Annotated in this window: 20 protein-coding genes; 9 read left to right on the forward strand and 11 right to left on the reverse strand. The window is 69.9% G+C overall.

What is annotated here, in order from left to right:
* Window positions 1–3 precede the first annotated feature (3 nt).
* Window positions 4–1278 (forward strand): phosphoribosylamine--glycine ligase, encoded by a 1275-nt coding sequence (gene purD, locus VMD91_00290; protein HTW82487.1) that lies wholly within the window; start codon window positions 4–6, stop codon window positions 1276–1278.
* Here the strand turns inward: purD and VMD91_00295 are convergent.
* Together VMD91_00295 and VMD91_00300 are read right to left on the reverse strand one after the other, a co-directional pair.
* Window positions 1270–2190, reverse strand: a complete 921-nt coding sequence (locus VMD91_00295; protein ID HTW82488.1) for a radical SAM protein — start codon at window positions 2188–2190, stop codon at window positions 1270–1272. The two genes, purD and VMD91_00295, sit on opposite strands and share 9 nt — an antisense overlap.
* A 38-nt stretch (window positions 2191–2228) precedes the next feature.
* Window positions 2229–3443, reverse strand: coding sequence for a hypothetical protein (locus tag VMD91_00300; GenBank protein HTW82489.1), 1215 nt, complete (start codon window positions 3441–3443; stop codon window positions 2229–2231).
* A 76-nt stretch (window positions 3444–3519) separates the two neighbouring features.
* Between VMD91_00300 and VMD91_00305 the strand changes: the two genes are divergently transcribed.
* Both VMD91_00305 and purF read left to right on the forward strand, forming a co-directional pair.
* Complete coding sequence (locus VMD91_00305; protein HTW82490.1) at window positions 3520–4182, forward strand: Bax inhibitor-1 family protein; 663 nt, start codon at window positions 3520–3522, stop codon at window positions 4180–4182.
* Window positions 4183–4220: 38 nt separating this feature from the next.
* Entirely contained in the window at window positions 4221–5669 is a 1449-nt protein-coding gene (purF, locus tag VMD91_00310; GenBank protein HTW82491.1) for an amidophosphoribosyltransferase, read from the forward strand.
* 13 nt (window positions 5670–5682) lie between these two features.
* Here purF and VMD91_00315 read toward each other — a convergent pair whose 3' ends face one another.
* From VMD91_00315 to VMD91_00340, 6 genes are all read right to left on the reverse strand, one after another.
* Window positions 5683–6492 carry a glycoside hydrolase family 18 protein gene (locus tag VMD91_00315; protein ID HTW82492.1) on the reverse strand — a complete coding sequence of 270 codons (810 nt, stop codon included), beginning with the start codon at window positions 6490–6492 and terminating at the stop codon, window positions 5683–5685.
* Window positions 6493–6559: 67 nt separating this feature from the next.
* Entirely contained in the window at window positions 6560–7120 is a 561-nt protein-coding gene (locus VMD91_00320; GenBank protein HTW82493.1) for an isochorismatase family protein, read from the reverse strand.
* 3 nt (window positions 7121–7123) lie between these two features.
* Window positions 7124–8812: an MFS transporter gene (locus VMD91_00325; GenBank protein HTW82494.1), complete on the reverse strand. Its 1689-nt coding sequence runs from the start codon at window positions 8810–8812 to the stop codon at window positions 7124–7126.
* The gene (locus tag VMD91_00330) at window positions 8809–9246 is read right to left on the reverse strand and encodes a MarR family transcriptional regulator (protein ID HTW82495.1); all 438 of its coding nucleotides are present in this window, start codon (window positions 9244–9246) and stop codon (window positions 8809–8811) included. The genes VMD91_00325 and VMD91_00330 overlap by 4 nt, the downstream gene beginning before the upstream one ends.
* A complete protein-coding gene (locus tag VMD91_00335; protein HTW82496.1) occupies window positions 9243–9629 on the reverse strand; it encodes a hypothetical protein in 387 nt (128 codons plus the stop codon). The genes VMD91_00330 and VMD91_00335 overlap by 4 nt, the downstream gene beginning before the upstream one ends.
* Window positions 9630–9698: 69 nt before the next feature.
* A complete protein-coding gene (locus tag VMD91_00340; protein ID HTW82497.1) occupies window positions 9699–11222 on the reverse strand; it encodes a leucyl aminopeptidase in 1524 nt (507 codons plus the stop codon).
* A gap of 95 nt (window positions 11223–11317) precedes the next feature.
* Between VMD91_00340 and purM the strand changes: the two genes are divergently transcribed.
* The 3 genes from purM to VMD91_00355 are packed head-to-tail and all read left to right on the forward strand — an operon-like array spanning window position 11318 to window position 14059.
* Window positions 11318–12355, forward strand: coding sequence for a phosphoribosylformylglycinamidine cyclo-ligase (gene purM, locus VMD91_00345; protein ID HTW82498.1), 1038 nt, complete (start codon window positions 11318–11320; stop codon window positions 12353–12355).
* A 16-nt stretch (window positions 12356–12371) separates the two neighbouring features.
* Complete coding sequence (locus tag VMD91_00350; GenBank protein HTW82499.1) at window positions 12372–13517, forward strand: GNAT family N-acetyltransferase; 1146 nt, start codon at window positions 12372–12374, stop codon at window positions 13515–13517.
* Window positions 13514–14059, forward strand: coding sequence for a thioredoxin domain-containing protein (locus VMD91_00355; GenBank protein ID HTW82500.1), 546 nt, complete (start codon window positions 13514–13516; stop codon window positions 14057–14059). Before VMD91_00350 ends, VMD91_00355 begins: the two co-directional genes overlap by 4 nt.
* A gap of 4 nt (window positions 14060–14063) precedes the next feature.
* Here VMD91_00355 and tsaD read toward each other — a convergent pair whose 3' ends face one another.
* On the reverse strand, window positions 14064–15065 hold the full coding sequence (tsaD, locus tag VMD91_00360) for a tRNA (adenosine(37)-N6)-threonylcarbamoyltransferase complex transferase subunit TsaD (GenBank protein ID HTW82501.1): 1002 nt from the start codon (window positions 15063–15065) through the stop codon (window positions 14064–14066).
* 17 nt (window positions 15066–15082) lie between these two features.
* On the opposite strand from tsaD, the gene VMD91_00365 reads away from it, so the two are divergent.
* The gene (locus tag VMD91_00365; GenBank protein HTW82502.1) at window positions 15083–16294 is read left to right on the forward strand and encodes an MFS transporter; all 1212 of its coding nucleotides are present in this window, start codon (window positions 15083–15085) and stop codon (window positions 16292–16294) included.
* Complete coding sequence (locus tag VMD91_00370; GenBank protein HTW82503.1) at window positions 16294–17652, forward strand: sensor domain-containing diguanylate cyclase; 1359 nt, start codon at window positions 16294–16296, stop codon at window positions 17650–17652. The genes VMD91_00365 and VMD91_00370 overlap by 1 nt, the downstream gene beginning before the upstream one ends.
* Here the strand turns inward: VMD91_00370 and thrS are convergent.
* Complete coding sequence (gene thrS, locus VMD91_00375) at window positions 17649–19367, reverse strand: threonine--tRNA ligase (GenBank protein HTW82504.1); 1719 nt, start codon at window positions 19365–19367, stop codon at window positions 17649–17651. The genes VMD91_00370 and thrS overlap by 4 nt on opposite strands.
* 86 nt (window positions 19368–19453) lie before the next feature.
* Between thrS and VMD91_00380 the strand changes: the two genes are divergently transcribed.
* Complete coding sequence (locus VMD91_00380) at window positions 19454–20164, forward strand: VIT1/CCC1 transporter family protein (protein ID HTW82505.1); 711 nt, start codon at window positions 19454–19456, stop codon at window positions 20162–20164.
* Between the two features lie 29 nt (window positions 20165–20193).
* Here the strand turns inward: VMD91_00380 and VMD91_00385 are convergent, their stop codons facing one another.
* Window positions 20194–20982, reverse strand: coding sequence for a hypothetical protein (locus VMD91_00385; protein HTW82506.1), 789 nt, complete (start codon window positions 20980–20982; stop codon window positions 20194–20196).
* Window positions 20983–21048: the final 66 nt, after the last annotated feature.

The following is a 21048-nucleotide window of genomic DNA, read 5'->3' on the forward strand; positions in this document are numbered from 1 at the left end:
GCAATGCAGATCCTCGTCGTCGGCGGCGGGGCGCGTGAAGACGCGCTCTCGTGGCGCCTGGCCGCGTCGCCGTCGTGCGAGGCCCTCTTCCACGCCCCCGGGAACGCCGGGACGGCCGGCCGCGGGACGAATTGGCCGGACTTGGCACCGACCGATGCGCGCGGGATCGTGCGCCGCGCGCGCGAGGCCGGGATCGATCTGGTCGTGCTCGGGCCCGAGACGGCGATCGCGGCGGGGGTCGGCGACGCGTGCCGCGACGCCGGACTGAAGGTCTTCGGGCCCAACCGCAGCGGCGGCCGGCTCGAGAGCAGCAAGGTGTTCGCGAAGCGGTTCCTCGAGCGGCACAACATCCCGACGGCCCGCTTCGCCGCGGTGCACACGTTGGCGCAGGCCAAACGCGCGCTGGCGAATTGGGAGGGCGGCGCGGTCGTCAAGGCCGACGGTCTGGCGGCCGGCAAAGGCGTCGTAGTCTGCGACGACGCGGCGGCGGCGCTCACGCTGCTGACCGACTGGTACGGCCAGGCCGGCATTCCGGGCGGCGGCAACGACGTCGTGATCGAGCAGAAGCTGGTCGGGCGCGAGCTGAGCGTGTTCGCGATCGCCGACGGCCGCGCGATGGTGCCGGTCGTCGCCGCCTGCGACTACAAACGGGCCGGGGACGACGACAAGGGCCCCAACACCGGCGGAATGGGCGCGTACTCGCCGCCGGCGGGCTTCCCGCCCGACATCCTCGACGTCGTGCGCGAGCAGATCGTCGGGCCGACGCTGCGCGGTCTGCTCGCCGAAGGCGAGGACTACCGCGGCGTGCTCTACTGCGGACTGATGCAGACGGCGGCCGGTCCGTACGTCATCGAGTTCAACGCGCGCTTCGGCGACCCCGAGACGCAGGTGCTCATGCCGCGCGTCAACGGCGACTTCGCGCGCTACCTCGCGTCGGCCGCGGACGGCGTGCTCGAGATCGACGCGGCGACCTGGTCGAGCGACGCCTGCGTCGGCGTCGTCCTCGCGACCTCGCGATACCCGTACGAGAATACGGCCGTCAGCAACTTGCCGGCAGATCTGGCGCTGCCGGACGAGGTCGTCGGCTTCTGGGGCCCCTCGACGCGCGAGGGCGCCACCGTCAGCTCGCCCGGCGGCCGCGTGCTCACCGTCGCCGCGCGCGGCAGCGGCGTCGACGAAGCGCGACGACGTGCGTACGACGCCATCGCCGGCCTGCGCGAACGCTTTCCCCCTGGCACGCCGCTGGCGTATCGCTCGGACATCGCGCGCTTAGGCTAGCAGCGTCAGCTGCTCGCCGCTCGGATCGGGCGCGAGGCGTCGCGGCGCGCGAAACCGGACGCCTTGGCGCGCGACGCGCATGCGCTCGGCGATCATGCGCGGGTAGCTGGCCTCGGCGTACCGCCCGTGCCGGTAGAGTCGGCGATAGCGCTCGACCAAGTCGGGCCGCTGCTCTTCGAGGAAGGCGAAGTACGCATCGCGAGTGACCTCACCGAGGTTGAGCGCGTTGTGCCAGACCTGGTGCGCGCCCGCCGCGGCCGCGGCGCGCACGACCGCGCGCAGCGAGTCGAGCTCGTCGGTGAGGTCGGGCAGCACCGGTGCGACGGCGACGTTGACGCGAATCCCGGCGTCGGCCAGCGCCGCGACGGCGCGCAGGCGCTGCGCCGGCGGCGCGACCGTCGGCTCGATGCGCTTGGCCAACGCGACGTCGAGCGTGGCGATGCTGACGTTGACGCCGACGTCGGCGCGCCGCGCGCAGGCGACCAGCAAGTCGAGGTCGCGCACGATCAGCGGCGAGCGGGTGATGATGTGGAACGGACAGCGCGCGTCGCGCAGCGCCGCCAAGACGCCGCGCATCAGCCGGTAGCGGCCCTCGTGCGCTTGGTACGGGTCGGTCGCCGAGCCGATCGCGATGTGCTCGTTGCGCCAGCTCGGGCGCGCTAAATCGGCGCGCAGCGCGCGCGCCAGATTGACTTTGGCGACGATCCGCGCGCCCCACTCGTGAACGCCGTCGAGCTCGCGGTACGCGTGCGTCGCGCGGGCGTAACAGAAGACGCACTGGTGCGCGCAGCCCTGGTAGGGGTTGAGCGACCAGCGGAACCCCATCCCACGCACCCGGTTGAGCGCGTGCTTCGCGGCGACTTCGGCGACCCGCACCTCGCTCGGCCGCCGGGCGATCGACGGACCCGGCATCGAACATATGTTCGATTACCGCCGGGAGGCCCCTGCGATCAGCCGCCGGTGCGGACGAACACGTTCCAGTACCAGACGCCCCAGGCGCCGACGATCGCCGAGTAGATGATCAGCGCGATGCCCCAGCGCGGCAGGCGGTCCTTGACCGCGATCGCCATCAGCGCGAACAGGTACGGCAAGAAATCCAGCATGTGGCGCATCCCGAACTGCACCCAGCCGTTGAGGTAGTACAAGAACGAGGGGAGCGCGACCAGACCGGTCGTGATCCACAGCGCGACGACGAGCCGGCGCGGTTGGCGCGCGAGGAGCGTCAGCACGAGCGCGGGACTGGTGAACGTCAGCGCGAGTCCTTGCGTGGCCGGCTTCACGTACGGCCACTGCACGTGCTGCAGCCACTCGACCAGTTCCGGGCCGCGGAAGAAGAACGAGTAGATCTGGTAGGGCATGTACGAGATTTGGAACGGCGAGCCGGTCGGCGCGCCCCAGCCGTCCTGGTGGTAGTAGAGCGTGTGGCCGATGTCGTCGATCGTCCCCCACATCAATTCGTCGTAGCCGATGAACGCGACCGCCGCGCAGGCCAGCACGATGCCGAACGAGCGCAGCTGCGCGAAGCGCTGTTCGCGCGTCGGCGTGACGTCGGCGAAGGCGCCGGTCCACAGGCCCCACGCGAACAGCGGAAACGCCGCGACTTCGGGAAAGCGCGCGCCGGCCGCGAGGACGGCGCACAGGCCGACCAGCCAGCCGCGGCGCTTCCCGCACAGCTCGAGCAGCGCGCCCAGCGCGAACGCGAGCGCGGTGAGGTGCGCGAGGAACCACACGTCGCCGAGCTCGGCGCACCACCACACGTCGGTCCCCGCGACCAGGAACAGCGCGAGATAGACCTGCGTCGCGAGATCGCGCACGCCGAGCTTCTCGGCCAGCATCCACGCCAGCGCGACCGAGGCCGCGGCGAACAGGATCGCGACGGTCGTCTGATTCGCGTTGGGTCCCCACACCAGCACCGCGGGGATCATGAAGATCGCCGGGACCGGACCGTCGACCCCGTAGTGGTGACCGTGATAGGCCACCGCGTCCATCCAGCGGCCCGGCCAGTCGATCCACATCCGCCCGTGCAACCATGCATCGGCCACCCGGACATAATTGTTTTGCTGCGTGGAACGGAAGTGCGAGCTCAGCAGGATGACGACGAAGCTGACCGCGGCCGCGACGTAGGCACCGGGCACGCGGCGCACACCAAGCGCCACGGTCTTCAAGCGGGACGCGAGGACCATCGGGGCCTGGAGATTCGAGCGTAACCGGCGACCCGCCTGGCGGGTAGTGGAGGATGTCATGTACCAAACGCAGCCGCGTTTTCGCACGCTGGGACCGCAGGTCAATACGGCCGGCCTGCTGGGCCAGGTCTTCGGGATCACGGGCGTCGGCTTCCTGATCACCGCGATCGCCGCGTATCTGTTCCGCGGCATCTCGCCCGGGGCCGGCCTGATCGCGTTCATCGCGGCCTTCGCCCTGATCTTCGTGATCTCGGCGGTGCGCCGCAACCCGCAGGCGGCGCTGCTCTGGTTCTACGCCTTCACCTTCCTCGAGGGCGTCGGGCTGGCGCCGACCATCCAGCGCTACGTGCTGGCCTTCGGCCCCGACGTGGTGGTCAACGCGGCGGCGACGACGGGTGCGGGCATGCTGGCCCTGGGCTGCGTCGCGTACGCCTTCTCGGTCGACTGGCGGCGGTTCCAGGGGCTCGCGTTCGGATTGCTGCTGGCGCTGATCCTGGTCGGGATCATCTCGGTGTTCACCCACTGGGTCCACCCGACGTTCTACGCCTGGGCGACGCTGGGCGTGTTCACGCTCTACACGCTGATCGACTTCAGTCGCATCCGCGCCGGCGGCGACGGGCTGACCGCGGTCGACCTGGCGGTGTCGATCTATCTCGACGCGCTCAACATCTTCATCGCGCTGCTGCAGATCTTCGGCTCGCGCTCTTCTTCGCGCGACTGAAACCGGGACCGGGGGGCCCGGTTCGTGAACAGTAATACATGGCGCGCGCGTACGACGAGGAAGCGGCCCAACCGGCCGGCGACGTCCTCCACGAAGCGTGCGGCATCGCCGGGGTTTACGCGCCCGGAGACGACGTCGCTCGGTTGACCTACTTTGGCCTCTACGCCCTGCAGCACCGCGGGCAGGAGAGCGCCGGCCTGGCCGTGGGCGACGGCACGCAGATCGACGGCCACCGCGAGATGGGCCTGATCACCGGCGTGTTCAACGAAGAGGTGCTCGGGCGGCTGCGCGGCGACGTCGCGATCGGCCATACCCGTTACTCGACCACCGGCAGCTCGGTGGTCGTCAACGCGCAGCCGTTCGTCGACGAATCGGACCTGGGGCCGTTCGCGTTCGCGCACAACGGGAACCTGACCAACGCCGACGAGCTGGCGCTGTTGCTCCCCGACGAGGCGCGGCTCGAGGCGACCTCCGACTCCGAGATCTTGGCGAAGACGATCGCCTTCGCGCCCGGACAGACCTGGACCGAGAAGATCAAGGCCGCGATGCGGCTGGCCGAAGGCGCGTACTCGGTCGTCCTGTGCACCCGCGACGCCCTGTACGGCTTCCGCGATCCGTGGGGCGTGCGGCCGCTGTGCATCGGGACCTACGGCGAAGCCGGCTACATGCTGGCCTCGGAGTCGTGCGCGCTGGCGACCGTCGGCGCGCACTACTTGCGCGAGATCGCGGCCGGTGAGGTCGTGCTGATCGACGAGGACGGGATTCGCACCGAGCACACCGAGATCGTCAAGCCGCCGGCGCTGTGCATGTTCGAGTACATCTACTTCGCGCGGCCGGACTCGGTGCTCAGCGGCCGTTCGATCTACATGGCGCGCTACGAGATGGGACGCGCGCTGGCGCGCGAGCATCCCGTCGACGCCGACGTGGTGATGGCCGTGCCGGACAGCGCGATCCCGGGCGGGATCGGCTTCGCCGCCGAGAGCGGTCTGCCGTACGTCGAAGGGCTGATCAAGAACCGTTACATCGGCCGCACCTTCATCAGCCCCGACCAGAAGATGCGCAGCCAGGGCGTGCAGCTCAAGTTCAACCCGATCGTCGAGAACCTGCGCGGCCAGCGGGTCGTCGTCGTCGACGACTCGATCGTGCGCGGCACGACGACGCCGCGCATCGTCTCGCTGCTGCGCGACGCCGGCGCGCGCGAGGTGCATTTGCGCATCACCTCGCCGCCGATCGTGCACCCGTGTTACCTCGGCGTCGACATGGCGACGTACGCCGAGCTGATCGCCGCCAACCTGAGCGTCGAACAGATCTGCGAACGCGTCGGCGCCGATTCGCTGGGCTACCTGAGCATCGAGCATCTGGTCAGTGCGACCGGGCGCGATCGCAGCGATTTCTGCCTGGGTTGCCTGACGGGGCGCTACCCGAGCGTCCCGGCCGTCTCGTTGGGCGGCGTTCAGGCCGATCGCCAACCCGCGCTCAAAGCATAAGGGAAAGCGTCAGTCACGTTCGGGGCAAGTTCGCGATGATCGTGTCCGTGAATTTTTGATCGGGCAGCTGCGTACCGGTTTGGACCGGTTGCCCGTTCTGCTTGATCATGCGCTTCTGGAGGTCGTAGGGGAAGGTGTAGAGCATCACGCCGCCTTTCGGCTCGTACTTGGCAAACGTCGCGACGTCGCCGATCGGCGTGAACTTGGAGTTGGCCGGATTCATGCAGCACACGCCGATGACAAGCTTCGACCATCCCCCAATCAGGGCCGCGTACTGCTTGCACCGTGCGATCGTCTGGTCGTATCCCGGATAAGGCGAGTAGTCCATCGTCGTCACATAATCGAGGTACGGCGCGACTTGCTTCAACAGGTCTTGGCATCCGAATAGCCACGCGTCGTAGACGGGAAGCGTGAGGATCGCACTGGGCAGGGCGCTGCGCAGTCGTTGGACGACGAGCCCGAACGAGCTGTCGGCGGACGGCGGTTCGTAGTCGAGATCGACGCCGTCGACCTTCCAGTTCTGGACGGCGTCGACGATCGCGCCGACGAGCGTATCGACCTGGTCGGCGGGAACAGTCCCGAGCCGCGAGCCGAGGACCGAGAGCAAGACCTTCGTCCCGCGCGCGCGCAACTCGTCGATCCATTGCTGGAGCTGCGCTTGCGGGTACACTGCCGTCACGTCGCCGAAGCCCAGCGTGTAGTCGGGCTGGATCCCGATGAACGCGAAGGGGACGATCGTCGCCCGCGCCGGGATCGTATTGGGAGTCGGCAGCGGCGACTGATACTCGCCGATCCAGTAGCAGACGAAAACCTCGTTCGCCATGTCCACACCCTCCGACGGCGGCGATTCGCGCCGTCGGAGCCGCATCCTGCGGAAGGCGAATTAAGCCCTAACCGGCGCGGTCGATCGCGCCGAGCAGCTCGGCGGTGGTCGCGGTTTCGCCCAAGCGCGGGAAGATGCGCTCGACGCTGTTGGCGTGTGCGTCGGGGTTGAGGTCGGTCATCGCGTCGGTCGCCAGCACGACGTGATAGCCGTGCGCGTACGCTTCACGCGCGGTCGACTCGACGCCGATGCTGGTCGCGACGCCGGCCAGGACGATCTGCGTCGCGCCGAGCTTGCGCAGCTCCGCGTCGAGCGCCGTGCCGTGAAAGGCGCCCCAGCTCCGCTTCGTGACCAGCACGTCTTTCGGCTGCGCGTCCAGCTCGGGGACGAGCTCGGCCCAGTCGGGTGCCGGTGCCGCGCTCAAGCGCTGCGCTTGCGTGCGCCCTGACGGTACGGCGGTGACGTTGACGAGCACGACCGGCCAGCCGCGCCGGCGGAACGCGCGCGCCAGCTCGGCGGCGTTGTGGACGACCGGCTCGATCGGGTGCACGGTGGGGTAGGAGACGATCCCTTTTTGCAGGTCGATCACGACCAGTGCGGGCGTCCGGTCGAGCGCGCTGAGCGGCATGTTCTAGATTCCTTCCTCTGCGAATGCGGGGGCGACGTAGCGGCCGCCGCGCAACAACGAGGCGACGGCGGCGAGGACCGACAGCGCGGCGGCGAAGCCGAACGCGATCAGCAAGCCCTGATGGAACGGTGCGGTGATCAGGTGGGGGAAAAACGTCTTGCCGGTCACGATGCGGACGTGCGCGGACGAGAGCGTGCGCAGCGTTCCGCTCGGCGCGAGCAGTTGCTCGACCGGATTGACGCCCAACAGCGCCGCGAACAGCGAGGAGACCGGCGGCAGCGCGGCGACGTGCTGCGCGACCGCGGCCGGCACGCCTTCGCTCTCCAGCCCGTGCGCGAACGCCGTCGGCAGGCTGCCGGCGAGCCCGACGATCATCAGCGAGAAGAAGATGCCGATCGAGAGCAAGCGGCCGGCGTTCATGAACGTCGCGCGCATGCCGGAGGCGACGCCGCGCTCGTCGGCGGGGACGCTGCTCATGATCGCGGCGGTGTTGGGCGCCGCGAACATGCCCATCCCGATGCCGTTCAGCGTGATCAGCAGCGCGAACGCCCAGTACGGGAAGTCGATCGGCAGCCACAGCAGGCCGACGAAGCTCGCGGCCGACACCAGCGCGCCTGCCGTCGCGAACGTGCGCGCGCCGAAGCGATCGGAGAGCATTCCCGAGAGCGGTCCGGCAATCAGGAAGCCGACCGTCAAGGGAAGCAGGTAGATGCCGCCCCACAGCGGCGTCTGGGCGTAGTCGTAGCCGTGCTGCGGCAGCCAAATGCCCTGCAGCCAGATCACCAGCATGAACTGGATGCCGCCGCGCGCGATCGACGCGGCGAGCAGCGCGACGTTGCCGGCCGTGAAGGCGCGGATGCGGAACAGGTCGAGCCGGAACATCGGCTCGGCGACGCTGCGCTCGATGAACGCGAAGGCGATCAGCAGCAACGTGCCGCCGGCGAGCAGCGCCAGCGTCAGCGGACTGGTCCACCCCATGGGATGATCCTTGTACGGATGGATACCGTCGGTGATCCCGATCAGCAGCGCGCTCAAGCCGACGCCGAAGGTGAGGTTTCCCCACCAGTCGATGCGCTCGCGTTGCCGCACGCCGGTGTCGCGCAGCTTGAGATAGGCCCAGATCGTTCCCCAGATGCCGACCGGAACGTTGATCCAGAAGATCGCGCGCCAATCGAACTCGGCCAGCACGCCGCCGAGCACCAGGCCGATGAACATACCGGCGAGTCCGGCGACCTGGTTGATCCCGAGCGCGAAGCCACGACGGTTGGCGGGAAACGCGTCGGTCAGGATCGCGGCGGAGTTCGCGGTCAGCATCGAACCGCCCAGCGCTTGCAGCATGCGCCAGCCGATCAGCCAGTCGGCGCCGCTCGCGCCGCGAAACGGGTCGAACGAGAGCATGATCGACCCGAAGGTGAAGATCACGAACCCCGCGTTGTACATGCGCACGCGGCCGTACATGTCGCCGAGCCGCCCGAGCGTGACGACCAGCACCGACTGCACGAGCAGATAGCCCATGATCATCCACAGCAGGTAGCCGATGTTGCCCGGCGCGAGCGGGTCGAGCTGGATGCCGCGAAAGATCGCCGGCAGCGAGATGATGACGATCGACCCGTCGAGCGCCGACATGAAGACCGCCAGCGTGGTGTTCGACAGCGCCACCCACGCGTAGCGGTCGGTCTTCGTCTCGCTCACAGGTGTTGCGCCAACCGTTCCAGCAGCGGCGCCGCGTCGGCGAGCGTCCGCAACTCGGCGGGCGTGAAGCCGTCCTCTAGTGCGCGCGCCAGTAGAGACACGCGTTCCGAGCGTCGATTGCGCACGACGTCCCGCCCGGCGCCGGTGATGGAGACGACGACGCGCCGGCCGTCGTCCGGGTCCGGCTTGCGAGCGACCAGGCCGCGCGCCTCGAGCGCCGCGAGCGTCGCGCCCATCGACTGGGAGCTGATCTGCTCGAGCTTGGCCAGCTCGGTCACCGTCGTCGGGCCGCAGCGCTCGAGGCGCGAGAGGGCGGAGGTTTCGGGCAGCGTCAGCTCCTCGCTGGCCTGTGCCTGCCGAAGCCGCCGCACGAGCACGCCGAGCCCGACCCGCAGCGCCGCCGCGACATCGCCTGCACTCGGGGGAGATTTCACGATGCTAAGTCTAAACTACGAAGGTCAGACTTTGCAACTGCCTTGAATTGCAGCCGGGGTGACCGGAAGCCCCAAGACTGGCGCTGCACCGACGAGTCGGCGATCAGACGTCCGACGAACGGGAATTGACCGCTGTACAGAGCGAGACCGGTGGAACCGTCGACCAGGTACATCGTCGTCTCAATCGCCTTGGAGACGTCGATCCCAATCGTCTCGCAAGCGACGAGCACGTCGCGCTCGAGCCATTTCGACTCGAATGCCGCAGCGTAGTTCCTGCAACCGCGACACCTGCAACCGTCCCCGGCGAAGTCGAGGTATGCGACCGCTGTCGCAGCGGGGTCATACGCGACGATCTCGCCGTTTGGACCGGTCAGGCGCTGCATGTGCGGACCTCCGGCGCTCTTGGTCCGCTCATCCTGCCGGTCCGTCGTTCGCGTCCTCGAGAAGGCAGGCTAGACCGTGGCCATCTCCTTGGTCACGCCGTTGGTCGAGAAACCGTGGGCGGCGAGATCTTCGGCGAGGGTGACGAAGGCGCGCACCGGCGTGCCGGTCGGGCCTTTGGCCAGGTACGACGACTCGCTGTCGAGATAGGCGGTGCCGGCGATGTCGAGGTGGATCCACGGCCTCTCGGCGACGAACGCCTTGAGGAAGGCGCCGGCGGTTTCCGCGCCGCCGGGACGTCCACCGGTGTTCTTGAGGTCGGCGATGTCGCTCTTGATCTGCTGGTCGAAGTCGGGGAAGAGCGGCAGACGCCAGTAGCGCTCGCCGACGTCGCCGACGAGGCCCAAGAACCGCGCGACGAAACCTTCGTCGTTCGACATCACGCCGCTGGCGGCGTGGCCGAGCGCGACGACGCACGCGCCGGTCAGGGTCGCCGCGTCGACGATCTTGGTCGCGCCCAGCTCGACCGCGTACGCGAGCGCGTCGGCGAGGATCAGGCGACCCTCGGCGTCGGTGTTGAGGACCTCGATCGTCTTGCCGTTCATCGCGCGCAGGATGTCGCCCGGTTTCATCGCGCGCGGACCGGGCAGGTTCTCCGACGACGGAACCACGCCGATGACGTTGATCTTCGGACGCAGCTTCCCGATCGCCCACAGCGCGGCAATGACGCCGGCGCCGCCCGACATGTCGTACTTCATCTCGTGCATGTTCTCGGGCGGCTTGAGCGAGATGCCGCCGGAGTCGAACGTCAATCCCTTGCCGACCAGCGCCAGGGTCTCGTTCGAGGACGGATCGCCTCGGTAGCGCAGGACTGTCAGCGTCGCGGGCTCGTCCGAGCCGCGCGAGACGCCCAGCAGCGCGCCCATCCCCTTCTGGGTCATCCACGCTTCGTCGTAGACGGTGACCTCGAGACCGGCGTCGGCGGCCAGCTCCTTGGCGCGATTGGCCAGGTGCGTGGGCGTCATGTCGTTGCCGGGCGTGAGCGCCATGCGTCGCGCCGCGTTGACGGCTTCGCCGACGATCGAGCCGCGCTCCGCGCCGCGTTTCACCGCGTCGCGTTCGTAGCCGCCGCTCAGGATCGTCACCTCGGTCGTGACGACCGGTTTGTCGGGCTCGGTGCGGTAGAGCGTGCCGTCCAGCGTCCCGGCTTGCGCGCCTTCGGCGACCGCCGAGGCGGCTTGCGCCGCGTCGAGCCCGTTCTCCGGCAGCGCGATCGCGATGCGATCGACGCCGCGCTTGCCCAGATAGCGCACCGCGGTGCCGGCGTACTTGGCCAACGCGCCCGCGGTCAGCTTCGCCTTCTCACCCAGCCCGACCACCAGCACGCGCCCGAACGGCGATCCCTTGGCGTGGATCAGCGACGTTTCGTTCGCTTTGCCGGTGATCTCGCCGGTCAGCACGTCGCTGATCGCGCCACCGAGTGCGCGATCGACCTCGGCCGCAGCGCCGTCGAGCGGGCTGCCCGAGAAGACCGGGACGACGAGCGCGCCGGTCGCGACCGACGCGGCCGCGTCGTGCGAGACGTGGACCTGCATGGAGTTCCTCCAGGGGGACAGAAACGGCCAAACGACCGTGATGGACAACCTGTTTTCGTTTACGCGAATCTTCGTTTTGGCCCTTTGGTTCGACGGTGCTTCTGCGCAGGCTCGACGTGCGTGATGCGTACGCCCGGGCGGGCGTCGACATCGATGCGGGCAACCTGGCGGTACAACGGTACCGCGAGGTGACGTCCGGCTGGAGTCATCCCGACCAGCTTGGGTCGCTCGGCGGATTCAACGGGCTGTTCCGGCTGCCAGGCGACGCCAAGCGCGCGTTGGTCGGATCGACCGACGGCGTCGGCACGAAGCTCTTGATCGCCGCGTCGTTGCGGCGCTACGACACGGTCGGCGCCGATTTGGTCAACCACTGCGTCAACGACATCCTGGTCACGGGCGCCGATCCGCTGTTCTTCCTCGATTACCTGGCCGTCGGCAAGCTCGATCCCGACTTGGCCGCCCTCGTCGTCGCGGGCGTTCACCGCGCGTGCCGCGAGAACGGTTGTGCGTTGCTCGGCGGCGAGACGGCCGAGATGCCCGGCGTCTACCGGCCGGAGCACTTCGATCTGGCCGGCACGATCGTCGGTATCGTCGAGCTGGACGCGATCCCCGATCCCAACCGGGTGGGCGAGGGCGACGCGATCCTCGGCTTGCCCGCCGTCGGGCTGCACACCAACGGCTACAGCTTGGCGCGCTCGCTGATCGGCGAAGACGAATACGGCCAGCCGCTCGGGTCGACGACGTACGGCGACGCGCTGCTCGCGCCGCACCCCTCGTACCTGCACGCGGTGCGCGCGATTCGCGCCGTCGCCGACGTCAAGGCGATGGCGCACGTCACCGGCGGCGGACTGATCGACAACGTGCCGCGCACGCTGCCCGAGCACGTGAAGGCAGTCTTCGAGCAGACGCGATGGGACGTGCCGCCGATCATGGCCGAGCTGGTGCGTCGCGGCGATCTGGGCAGCGAGGAGCGCTATCGCACGCTGAACATGGGTGTGGGCTATACGCTCATCGTGCCGTTCACCGACGTGGACGCGGCGCTGGCGGCCGTACCGGGGACGCGCGTCGTCGGCTTCGTGCAGCCGCGCCGCGACGACGAGCCGCGCGTCGTCGTGCGCCCGGCGCGCAGCTGAGCGAGCCGGAGCCGCGATGCCGGTTACGCTGCTCGCGTCCCTCGACGACGACCGCTTCGGTGCCGACGTGCTGGCGCAGGTGCACGCACGCGCGCAGCGTGCCGGCTTCACGCTGCGGCTCGAGGACGGTCCCGACGAGCGGCTCGCGGCCTGGATCGACGCGGAGTTCCCCGGCACCTGGTGGTCGACCGAGGCGGCAGGCTCGAGCACGTTCATCGCCGAGCGCGGCGAGGAGATCCTCGGCTTCGTCGCGTTCGCCGGGGAGATGGACGCGCACTGTCGCTGGCTGCGCGCCTGGCGGGGGCGCCGCGAGCTCGGCATGGTCGGGCCGGTCGGGATAAGCGCCAGCGAGCGCGGCAGCGGTGCCGGCGCGCTGCTGATCACCGCGGCGCTCGCCGAGCTGCGCGCGCGCGGGTACGAACAGGCGCTCTTCCCCGCCGCCGAGGGCGAACGATTCGTCACCGCCGTCACCCGCTTGACCGACGCGCGCATCGTCGACTCGTTCGCGCGCGGCGACTTCCGCCACCGGTATCGCGCGACGATTCTCGCCTCGGGCGCCGGGACCAACGCGCGCAACGTGCTGCAGCGCGTCGCGGCCGGCGGCTTGCCGCTCGACGTCGACGCGGTGATCTCGGCCCAGCCCGGCGCCGGGTCGCTCGACGCGGCGCGCGAGCACGGCGTGCCGCCGATCGTCGTCGCGTGGGACCGTGCGGCGGAGTCGCGCGCCGCCTACGACGCGCGGCTGGCCGACACCGTCGCGGCGACCGAACCCGACGTCGTGCTCCTACTGGGCTGGATGCACTTGCTGGCGCCCGCGTTCCTCGCGCGTTTCCCCGATACCATCAACGTTCATCCCGCGTTCCTGCCGCTCGATCCGCGGGCCGACGCGCTGGTCGCGCCGGACGGCTCGACGATCCCGGCGCTGCGCGGCGCGCATGCGCTGCGTGACGCGCTCGCGCAAGGCGTGCGCTGGGTCGGAGCGACGTCTCACCGCGTCACCGAGCATACGGATCGCGGCGAGGTGCTGGTCCGCATCCCGGTCGCGGTCGGTGAGACGACCAGCGAACCGGCGCTGCGCGATAAAGTGCGCCCGGCCGAGTTCGTCGCGGTCGAGAGCGGAATTCGCCGCTGGGCCGGCCAGCGGGAAGGAGATGCCGCATGAGCGACGACCAGGCTCATCTCGCCGTCCCGGTCGGTCCCGACGATCACGCGCGCGGTCCCGCCGACGCGCCGGTGACGCTGGTCGAGTACGGCGACTTCGAGTGTCCCTACTGCGGGCGCGCCGAATCGACCGTCCAGGCGCTCGCGCGGCGGTACCCGACCCAGCTGCGGATCGTCTTTCGGAGCTTTCCGCTGCTCCAGCACCGGCACGCCGAGAAAGCCGCCGAGGCCGCCGAGTTCGCGGCCGACCACGGCAAGTTCTGGGAGCTGCACGATCTGCTCTACCAGCACCAGGACGCGCTCGACGAGCCGCACCTGCTCGGCTACGCGCGCGAGCTCGGGCTGGACGCGGACGCGCTGGCGACCGCGCTGCGCGAAGGAACGTACGCGCCGGTCATCGCCGAGGTGAAAGAAGGCGGCGAAGAGAGCGGGATTCCCGGCACGCCGGCGTTCTTCCTCAACGGCCTGCTGTTCGAGGACGATCCCACCGAAGCCAATCTCGCCGGCGCGATCGACTGGCTGCTCGAGCACGGCAGCGCGTAGCGCGCTACGCGAACGCCAAGTTGGGGTCGGCGACGAGCGTCGCCGCGTCGGCGCGCGCATCGACCGCGCGGTGCTCGGCGGCAGCGGCGATCATCGCCGCGTTGTCGGTGCAGAAGCGCCGCTCGGGAATGAACGTCGGGATCCCGCGGCGCGCGCCGAGCGCCGCGAACGCCGCTTGCAGCGCGCCGTTGGCGGCGACGCCGCCGCTGAGCACGAGCGCGCGGTAGTCGCGCTCGTCGAGCGCGCGCGCGACCCGATCGATCAGAACGTCGACGACCGCGGCCTGGAACGAGGCGGCGACGTCGGCGCGCGAGGCGCCGCGGCCGCGCTCGGAGTCCAGGAAGTAGCGCACCGAGGTCTTGAGCCCCGAGAAGCTCATGTCGAGCGTTCCGGGATCGGGTCGGTGACGCGGAAACGCGTACGCCCGCGGATCGCCGGCGCGCGCCAAGGCCTCGAGCGCCGGGCCGCCGGGAAACGGAAGGTCGAGCAGTCGCGCGGTCTTGTCGAAGGCTTCGCCAGCGGCGTCGTCGCGCGTCTTGCCCAGCACGCGCATGGTGGTGGGCCCTTCGACGGCGACGAGCTGCGAGTGACCGCCGGAGACGAGCAGCGCGAGAAACGGGTACGCCGGCGGCTCGTCGCGCTCGAGAAACGCCGCGAAGATGTGGCCGTGCAAATGGTTGACGGCGTACAGCGGTAGACCGGTCGCGAACGCGAGCGCTTTGGCCGAAGCGACGCCGACGACCAGGCTCCCGATCAGCCCCGGGCCGGCGGTCACGGCGATGCCGTCGAGATCGCCCAGGTCGACGCCGGCGCGGCCGAGCGCGTCGTCGACCGCCGCCGAAAGCAGCGCCGTGTGACGGCGTGAGGCGATCTCGGGGACGATCCCGCCGTACTTGGCGTGAAAGGCGTCCTGGTTGGTCGAGACGTTCGAGAGGACGCGCACGCCGTCGCGGACGACGGCGGTCGCCGTGTCGTCGCAGGACGTCTCGATCCCCAGCAGCAGCACCTCCGAGAAAACCCGTCGTGGCCCGGCACCGGTTGCGCTACCATGCGCAGGTGCGGCTCGACCCCCGATATCTGGCGCTGAGCGTCTGCGGCGGAACGGCGTTTCTCGACATGTACGCGACGCAACCGCTGTTGCCGAGCCTGCGCCAGACGTTCGGCGCCGACGAAGCAGCGGTCGGCGCGACGATCTCGGCGCTGACCTTCGCCTGCGCGCTGGCGGCGCCGTTCGTCGGGCCGCTGGCCGACGCGCTGGGCCGCAAGCGCGTCATCGTGGGCGCGATCTTCGTCCTGGCGCTGGTCACCTTCGCGGCCGCCGGCGCGCGCTCGCTGCACGCGCTGGTCCTGTGGCGTTTCGCGCAAGGGCTGTGCATGCCGGCGGTCTTCGCCGTCACGCTCGCCTACATCGCCGAGGAGTTCCCGCCGCAGGTCGGCGGGCGCGCCATCGGCGCGTACATCGCCGGCAACGTGCTGGGCGGCTTCCTGGGCCGGTGGATCGCGGCGCTCGTGACGGCGCGCTGGGACTGGCAGGCCGCGTTCGTGGTGCTGGGCGCCCTCAACGTCGGCGGCGGCGTGCTGGTGCTGCTCGCGCTGCCCGGCGCGCGTCACTTTCGCCGCCAGTCGTCGGCGATCGACGCGGTGCGCGCGATGGGGCGCTTCGCGCGTCACCCCACGCTGCTGGCGACCTATGTCGTCGGCGGCAGCGTGCTGTTCACGCTGACGGCGGCATTCACGTTCGCGACCTTCTATCTGGCCGCGCCGCCGTTCGCGCTGCCGACCTTCGCGCTCGGGAACGTCTTCGCCGTCTACCTGCTGGGCGTCGTCGCGACGCCGTTCGCCGGCCGGCTGATCGACCGGCTCGGCCACCGTGCGACGCTGTTGATCGCGCTGGCAACCAGCGCCGCCGGGATCGTGCTCACGCTGATTCCGCGCCTGCCGGTGGTCGTGCTCGGTCTCGGGCTGGTCTCGACCGGCGTCTTCGCCGCGCAGGCGGCCTCGCAGGGCTACATCGGCGTGGTGGCGCGCGAGCGCCGCTCGACGGCGGCCGCCCTCTACCTGACCGTCTACTACACGGCCGGCGCCTTGGGCGCCCTGGTCCCGGCGCTGTTCTGGGCGCGCGGGGGCTGGCCGGCGACGGTGGCGCTGATCGTGGCGGTGCAGCTGGTCACGGCCGTGGTCGCCGCGCTGGGCTGGCGCGGGGGCGGGGGAGCGGACGCCGAAGCGTTCGGGTGATGCTGAGCATCGCGAGCGAACCCGTCGACGGACGGCAGCGCGTCGTCGCGATCGCGGTGATCTTCGGGCTCGCCGCGATCAGCATCGTCGCGCTCCCGTACGCCGCCGTGCCGGCGCCGCGCGCGCCCGGCTTGCAGCCGGCGCTGCTGGGGATCGCGTTCTTCGGCTACTTCATCACCGGCTATCTGCTGCTCAGCCAGTTCCAGGCCAGCCGGCTGGTCGGGACCGCGATCCTGGGCTGCGCGTACTTGGGGGCGGGGCTGATCGCGTGCTCGTACGTGCTCACCTTCCCCGGCCTCTTCCCGTTCACGATTCAGCCGGGTGCGTCGTACTGGTTATGGGCCGTCTGGCACGTCGAGTTCGCGCTGGCGGTGCTGGCGGCGCTGATCGCCGATCGCGCCAAGTGGAGCGTCCCGGATCGCGCAACCGCCGCGCGCTGGACGCTGCCGATGCTGCTGGTAACGCTGGCGATCGTCGCGTTCCTGGTCGGCATCGTCGTCGCCAACGCCGGACCGCTCTCGAGCAACGTGCAGGGCGAGGTCTACCGCACGCTCGCGCGCGCCGCGGCCGGCGAAGTGATCGTGCTGACGAACGTCGTCGTGCTGGCGCTGGCCGTCGCCTGGACGCAAGGGCGCACGGTCTTGCAGACCTGGCTGATCGTCGCGCTCGCCGCCGCGGTGCTCGACGTGCAGGTCACGCTGACCGCCGGCGAGCGCTACACCGTCGGCTGGTATCTCGCGCGCTTGCTGGTGATCGTCTCGTCGACGGCGGTCCTCTCGGCGTACTTGCGGCAGATGCACGTACTGTTCGCGAAGCTGAGCGATCTCTCGATGGTCGACGGGTTGACCGGCTTGCCGAACCGGCGCTTCTTCGAAGAGCGGCTCGACGCCGCGATCCGCAGCGCGCACCGCACGCACCGGCCGCTGGCGCTGCTGCTCGCCGACGTGGACGGCTTCAAGCAGTTCAACGACACCTACGGGCACCTGGCCGGCGATGAGGCGCTCAAAGCGGTGGCGTCGGCCATGCGCGCGGCGACGCTGCGGCCCGGCGACGTGGTCGCGCGCTGGGGCGGTGAGGAGTTCGTCGCGGTCCTGCCGGAGACCGATCGCGACGGTGCCTGCATGGTGGCCGAACGCTTGCGCTCGTCGGTCGAGTCGCTGTTGATCGCCCACCGCCGCGCGCCGACGCCGCACGGCGTCGTCACGCTGTGCGTCGGGGTCGCGATGCTCGGAGAGAGCGACGCCGGCGTCGACGCGCTGACGGCGCGTGCCGACGCCGCGCTCTACCGGGCCAAGCGCGACGGCCGCAACGCGGTGGCCGTCGAGCTCGCCCCGGACGACGCGTCGCTTCCCGTCTAGCGGCGGGAGTCGACGCGCGCGGCCAACTCGTCGGCGAAGGCGTCGACGGTGACCGTGCGCTTCTCTTCGGTGCCGCGCTCGTTGACGTTGACGGTGCCCTCGGCGAGCTCGCTCTTGCCGACGACCAGGATGTAGGGCACCTTCTGCGTCTTCCAATGGCGGATCTTGTAGCCGAGCTTCTCGTTCGAGGCGTCGGCGTCGGCGCGGAAGCCGCGCGCGCGCAGCCGGTCGCGCACGTCGTACGCGTAGTCGAGCTGGTGCTCGGAGATCGGAACGACGACGGCCTGCGTCGGCGCGATCCAGGCCGGAAAGGCGCCCGCGAAGTGCTCGATCAGCACGCCGAAGAAGCGCTCCATCGAGCCGGCCAGCGCGCGGTGGATCATCACCGGCCGGTGGTCGGCGCCGTCCGAGCCGCGGTACTTGAGGTCGAAGCGCTCGGGCAGGACGAAGTCGACCTGCACCGTGCCCAGCTGCCATTTGCGGCCGATCGCGTCGTGCAGGTTGATGTCGAGCTTGGGCCCGTAGAACGCGCCGCCGCCCTCGTCGATCCCGTAGGGCAGGTTGTGCGACTCGAGCGCGTTGCGGATCGCTGCCTCGGCGAGCGGGTCGGTCGGTCCGCGGTCCGCGCGCGTGCTCAGGAAATACTCGAAGTCGGTGAACTGGAACGCTTCCATCAGCCGCAGCGCCTCGTCGAGCGTCTGCTCGAACTCGCCTTGCAGCTGCTCGGGCGTGCAGAAGAGGTGCGCATCGTCCTGGGTGAAGCCGCGTACGCGGGTCAGGCCGTGCAGCGTTCCGCTGCGCTCGAAGCGGTAGACGGTGCCGAACTCGCTGTAGCGCAGCGGCAGATCGCGGTACGAGCGACCTTCGCTGCGATAGATCAGGATGTGGCCCGGACAGTTCATCGGTTTGAGCCGGAAACGCTGGCCCTCGACTTCGATCGGCCCGAACATGCCGTCCGCGAAGTGCTCGAGGTGTCCGGAGGTCGCGTAGAGGTTCTCGTGCACGATGTGCGGCGTCACCACCGGCAAGTAGCCGCGCTCGCGTAGGCCGTCGCGGATGAACTGCTCGACGATGCCGCGCATCAGCGCGCCCTTGGGGTGCCAGAACACCAGGCCCCCACCGGCCAGCTCGTCGACGTGGTACAGATCGAGCTCGGCCCCCAGCTTGCGATGATCGCGCTTCGCCGCTTCTTCGAGGAACACCAAATAGTCGTCGAGCTCTTGCTGCGTCGTGAACGCGGTGCCGTAGATGCGCTGCAGCATCGGGTTGTGCTCGTCGCCGCGCCAATAGGCGCCGGCGACCGACATCAGCTTGAGCGCACCGATCGCACCGGTGCTCTCGGCATGTCCGCCGCGGCACAGGTCGGTGAAGCCGCCGATCGTGTAGAGCGTGATCGGCTCGTCGGCCGGAATCTCGCTGGCGATCTCGACCTTGTAAGGGTTGTCGCGGAACGCCGCGATCGCTTCCTCACGCGTGACCCGCCGCCCGGTCATCGGGTAGTCGGCCGCGACGATCTCGCGCATGCGCCCTTCGAGCTTCTCCAGGTCCTCCGGCGTGAACGGCGTGCCGCGGTCGAAATCGTAGTAGAAGCCGTTTTCGATCGCGGGGCCGATGGTCGGCTTGGCCTCGGGAAACAGGTCCTGCACGGCGTACGCCAGCACGTGCGCGGCGGTGTGGCGGAGATGCGCGATGTCGACGGTACTGGTTGTGGTCACGCGCGTTCCTTCGCCGCGCGCCTTCGGCGTGCCTCACGGCACGGTGTGGCGTGACGAAACGAGCAGGAGCCGCTAGACTCCTGGCGATGAGCGCCGCGATCGATCCACATCCCGAGAGCCACGGCGACGAGGTCCAAGCCCAGACGCTGCGCGACCTGGTGCTGGGGATGGCCGACGGGCTGACCGTCCCGTTCGCGCTGGCGGCCGGAGTGACCGGCGCGGTCGCCGCGAGCGGGATCGTGCTGACCGCGGGCCTGGCCGAGATCGTGGCCGGGGCGATCTCGATGGGACTGGGCGGCTACCTGGCCGCGCGTACCGACGCGCAGCATTACGCGCGCGAGTACCAGCGCGAGGTCACCGAGACGATCGAGATCCCCGGCGAGGAGCGGGCCGAGGTCGCCGCGATCCTGCACGGCTACGGCTTACGCGAACCGGTGCTCTCGCGAGCGGTCGACCAGATCGCGCAGGACCAGCGGCGCTGGGTCGATTTCATGATGCGCAACGAGCTCGGGCTCGAACGGCCCGACGAGCGCGCGGCGCCGCGCAGCGCGGTGCTGGTCGGCGGCGGCTACGTGCTGGGCGGCATCTTCCCGTTGGCGCCGTACGCGCTCGTCGTCGACGCGCACCAGGCGCTGTTGTGGTCGATCGGCTGCACGTCGATCGCGCTGCTCGTGTTCGGTGCGGTGCGCGCGCGGATCCTCAACGCCCGCGTGCTGCTCGGCGCGCTGCAGACCTGGGCCATCGGCGCGCTCGCCGCGGGTGCCGCGTACGGGTTGGCGCGCGCCGTCATGCGTTAGGGCGCGCGCCGACCACGTTCGCGTCCCGCCTATCGGCGGAAGAGTCCGGCGCTCAGGCCGCGCGCGCTGCCGGGGAAGGCCTGCCGGTTCAAGCCCAGCAGGGACTTCACGGTGTCGAACATCGTGAGCCCCTCGAGCTTGCGCGCGATGCTGGTCTGGCCGATCGACGCGTACGTCGCGGTCGAGACCAGGGTGAAGCTCTCGTTCGGCCCGGTCCAGCCGGTGATGCCGCAGCCGGGGACGTACGAGACCGCGATTTCGAGGTTCGAGTAGGCGTACTGCACGACGGCACCGGTCGCCGGCGTCGGGCAAACGCTCGCGCCCGGGACGGTGCCGACCGAGGTGACCGTCGCGGTGACGCCGGCGTACGGCGACCACGTCTGGCCGGCGGTCAGCGTCGTGGGAACCAGCAGCGGATTGCCGGGAACGACGTAGGTGCCGCCGGCCGACGCCTCGATGCCGACGTTGTAGCCGCTCGCGCTGGACGTCACGCCCATATCGGCCGCCGAGTAGTCGTAGAAGTTGGCCTCGCTCGTGAGCAGCGTGGCTTCGGTGCCGGAGCTGACCCCGAGGACGAAGGCCTCGTAGCCGTCGATCAGATCCGGCTCGGCGTAGAGCGTGAGCGTGTCGGCCTCGCCACTGGCTTCGCCCTGATAGTTCCAGCCGCGCGAAGGCGCGTAGGCCAGCATGTCGCCGGTCACGCTGGCCGGAGTCGGCGTCGCGGTGGGTGGGGGCGCCGTACCGCCACCTCCCCCGCCGCCGCCGCTGCACGCAGCGAGGCCGACGACGAGACAAAATCCAACAAGGAGCCGCTTCATCCTAATGCGTCCCTTTCCAAGGTGGCTCAGTTGTGCTACAGACGTACCAGCACCAACTCAGGATTC

Origin of the sequence: Candidatus Sulfotelmatobacter sp. (assembly GCA_035504415.1) — a bacterium.
In the GTDB taxonomy this organism is placed as follows: domain Bacteria; phylum Vulcanimicrobiota; class Vulcanimicrobiia; order Vulcanimicrobiales; family Vulcanimicrobiaceae; genus Vulcanimicrobium.

Bases quoted from the DNA above. Each gene is read 5' to 3' on its own strand.
- purD (HTW82487.1), top strand. From the start codon at position 4: ATGCAGATCCTCGTCGTCGGCGGCGGGGCGCGTGAAGACGCGCTCTCG.
- VMD91_00295 (HTW82488.1), bottom strand. From the start codon at position 2,190: ATGCCGGGTCCGTCGATCGCCCGGCGGCCGAGCGAGGTGCGGGTCGCC.
- VMD91_00305 (HTW82490.1), top strand. From the start codon at position 3,520: ATGTACCAAACGCAGCCGCGTTTTCGCACGCTGGGACCGCAGGTCAAT.
- purF (HTW82491.1), top strand. From the start codon at position 4,221: ATGGCGCGCGCGTACGACGAGGAAGCGGCCCAACCGGCCGGCGACGTC.
- VMD91_00315 (HTW82492.1), bottom strand. From the start codon at position 6,492: ATGGCGAACGAGGTTTTCGTCTGCTACTGGATCGGCGAGTATCAGTCG.
- VMD91_00320 (HTW82493.1), bottom strand. From the start codon at position 7,120: ATGCCGCTCAGCGCGCTCGACCGGACGCCCGCACTGGTCGTGATCGAC.
- VMD91_00335 (HTW82496.1), bottom strand. From the start codon at position 9,629: ATGCAGCGCCTGACCGGTCCAAACGGCGAGATCGTCGCGTATGACCCC.
- VMD91_00340 (HTW82497.1), bottom strand. From the start codon at position 11,222: ATGCAGGTCCACGTCTCGCACGACGCGGCCGCGTCGGTCGCGACCGGC.
- VMD91_00350 (HTW82499.1), top strand. From the start codon at position 12,372: ATGCCGGTTACGCTGCTCGCGTCCCTCGACGACGACCGCTTCGGTGCC.
- VMD91_00355 (HTW82500.1), top strand. From the start codon at position 13,514: ATGAGCGACGACCAGGCTCATCTCGCCGTCCCGGTCGGTCCCGACGAT.
- VMD91_00370 (HTW82503.1), top strand. From the start codon at position 16,294: ATGCTGAGCATCGCGAGCGAACCCGTCGACGGACGGCAGCGCGTCGTC.
- VMD91_00380 (HTW82505.1), top strand. From the start codon at position 19,454: ATGAGCGCCGCGATCGATCCACATCCCGAGAGCCACGGCGACGAGGTC.
- VMD91_00385 (HTW82506.1), bottom strand. From the start codon at position 20,982: ATGAAGCGGCTCCTTGTTGGATTTTGTCTCGTCGTCGGCCTCGCTGCG.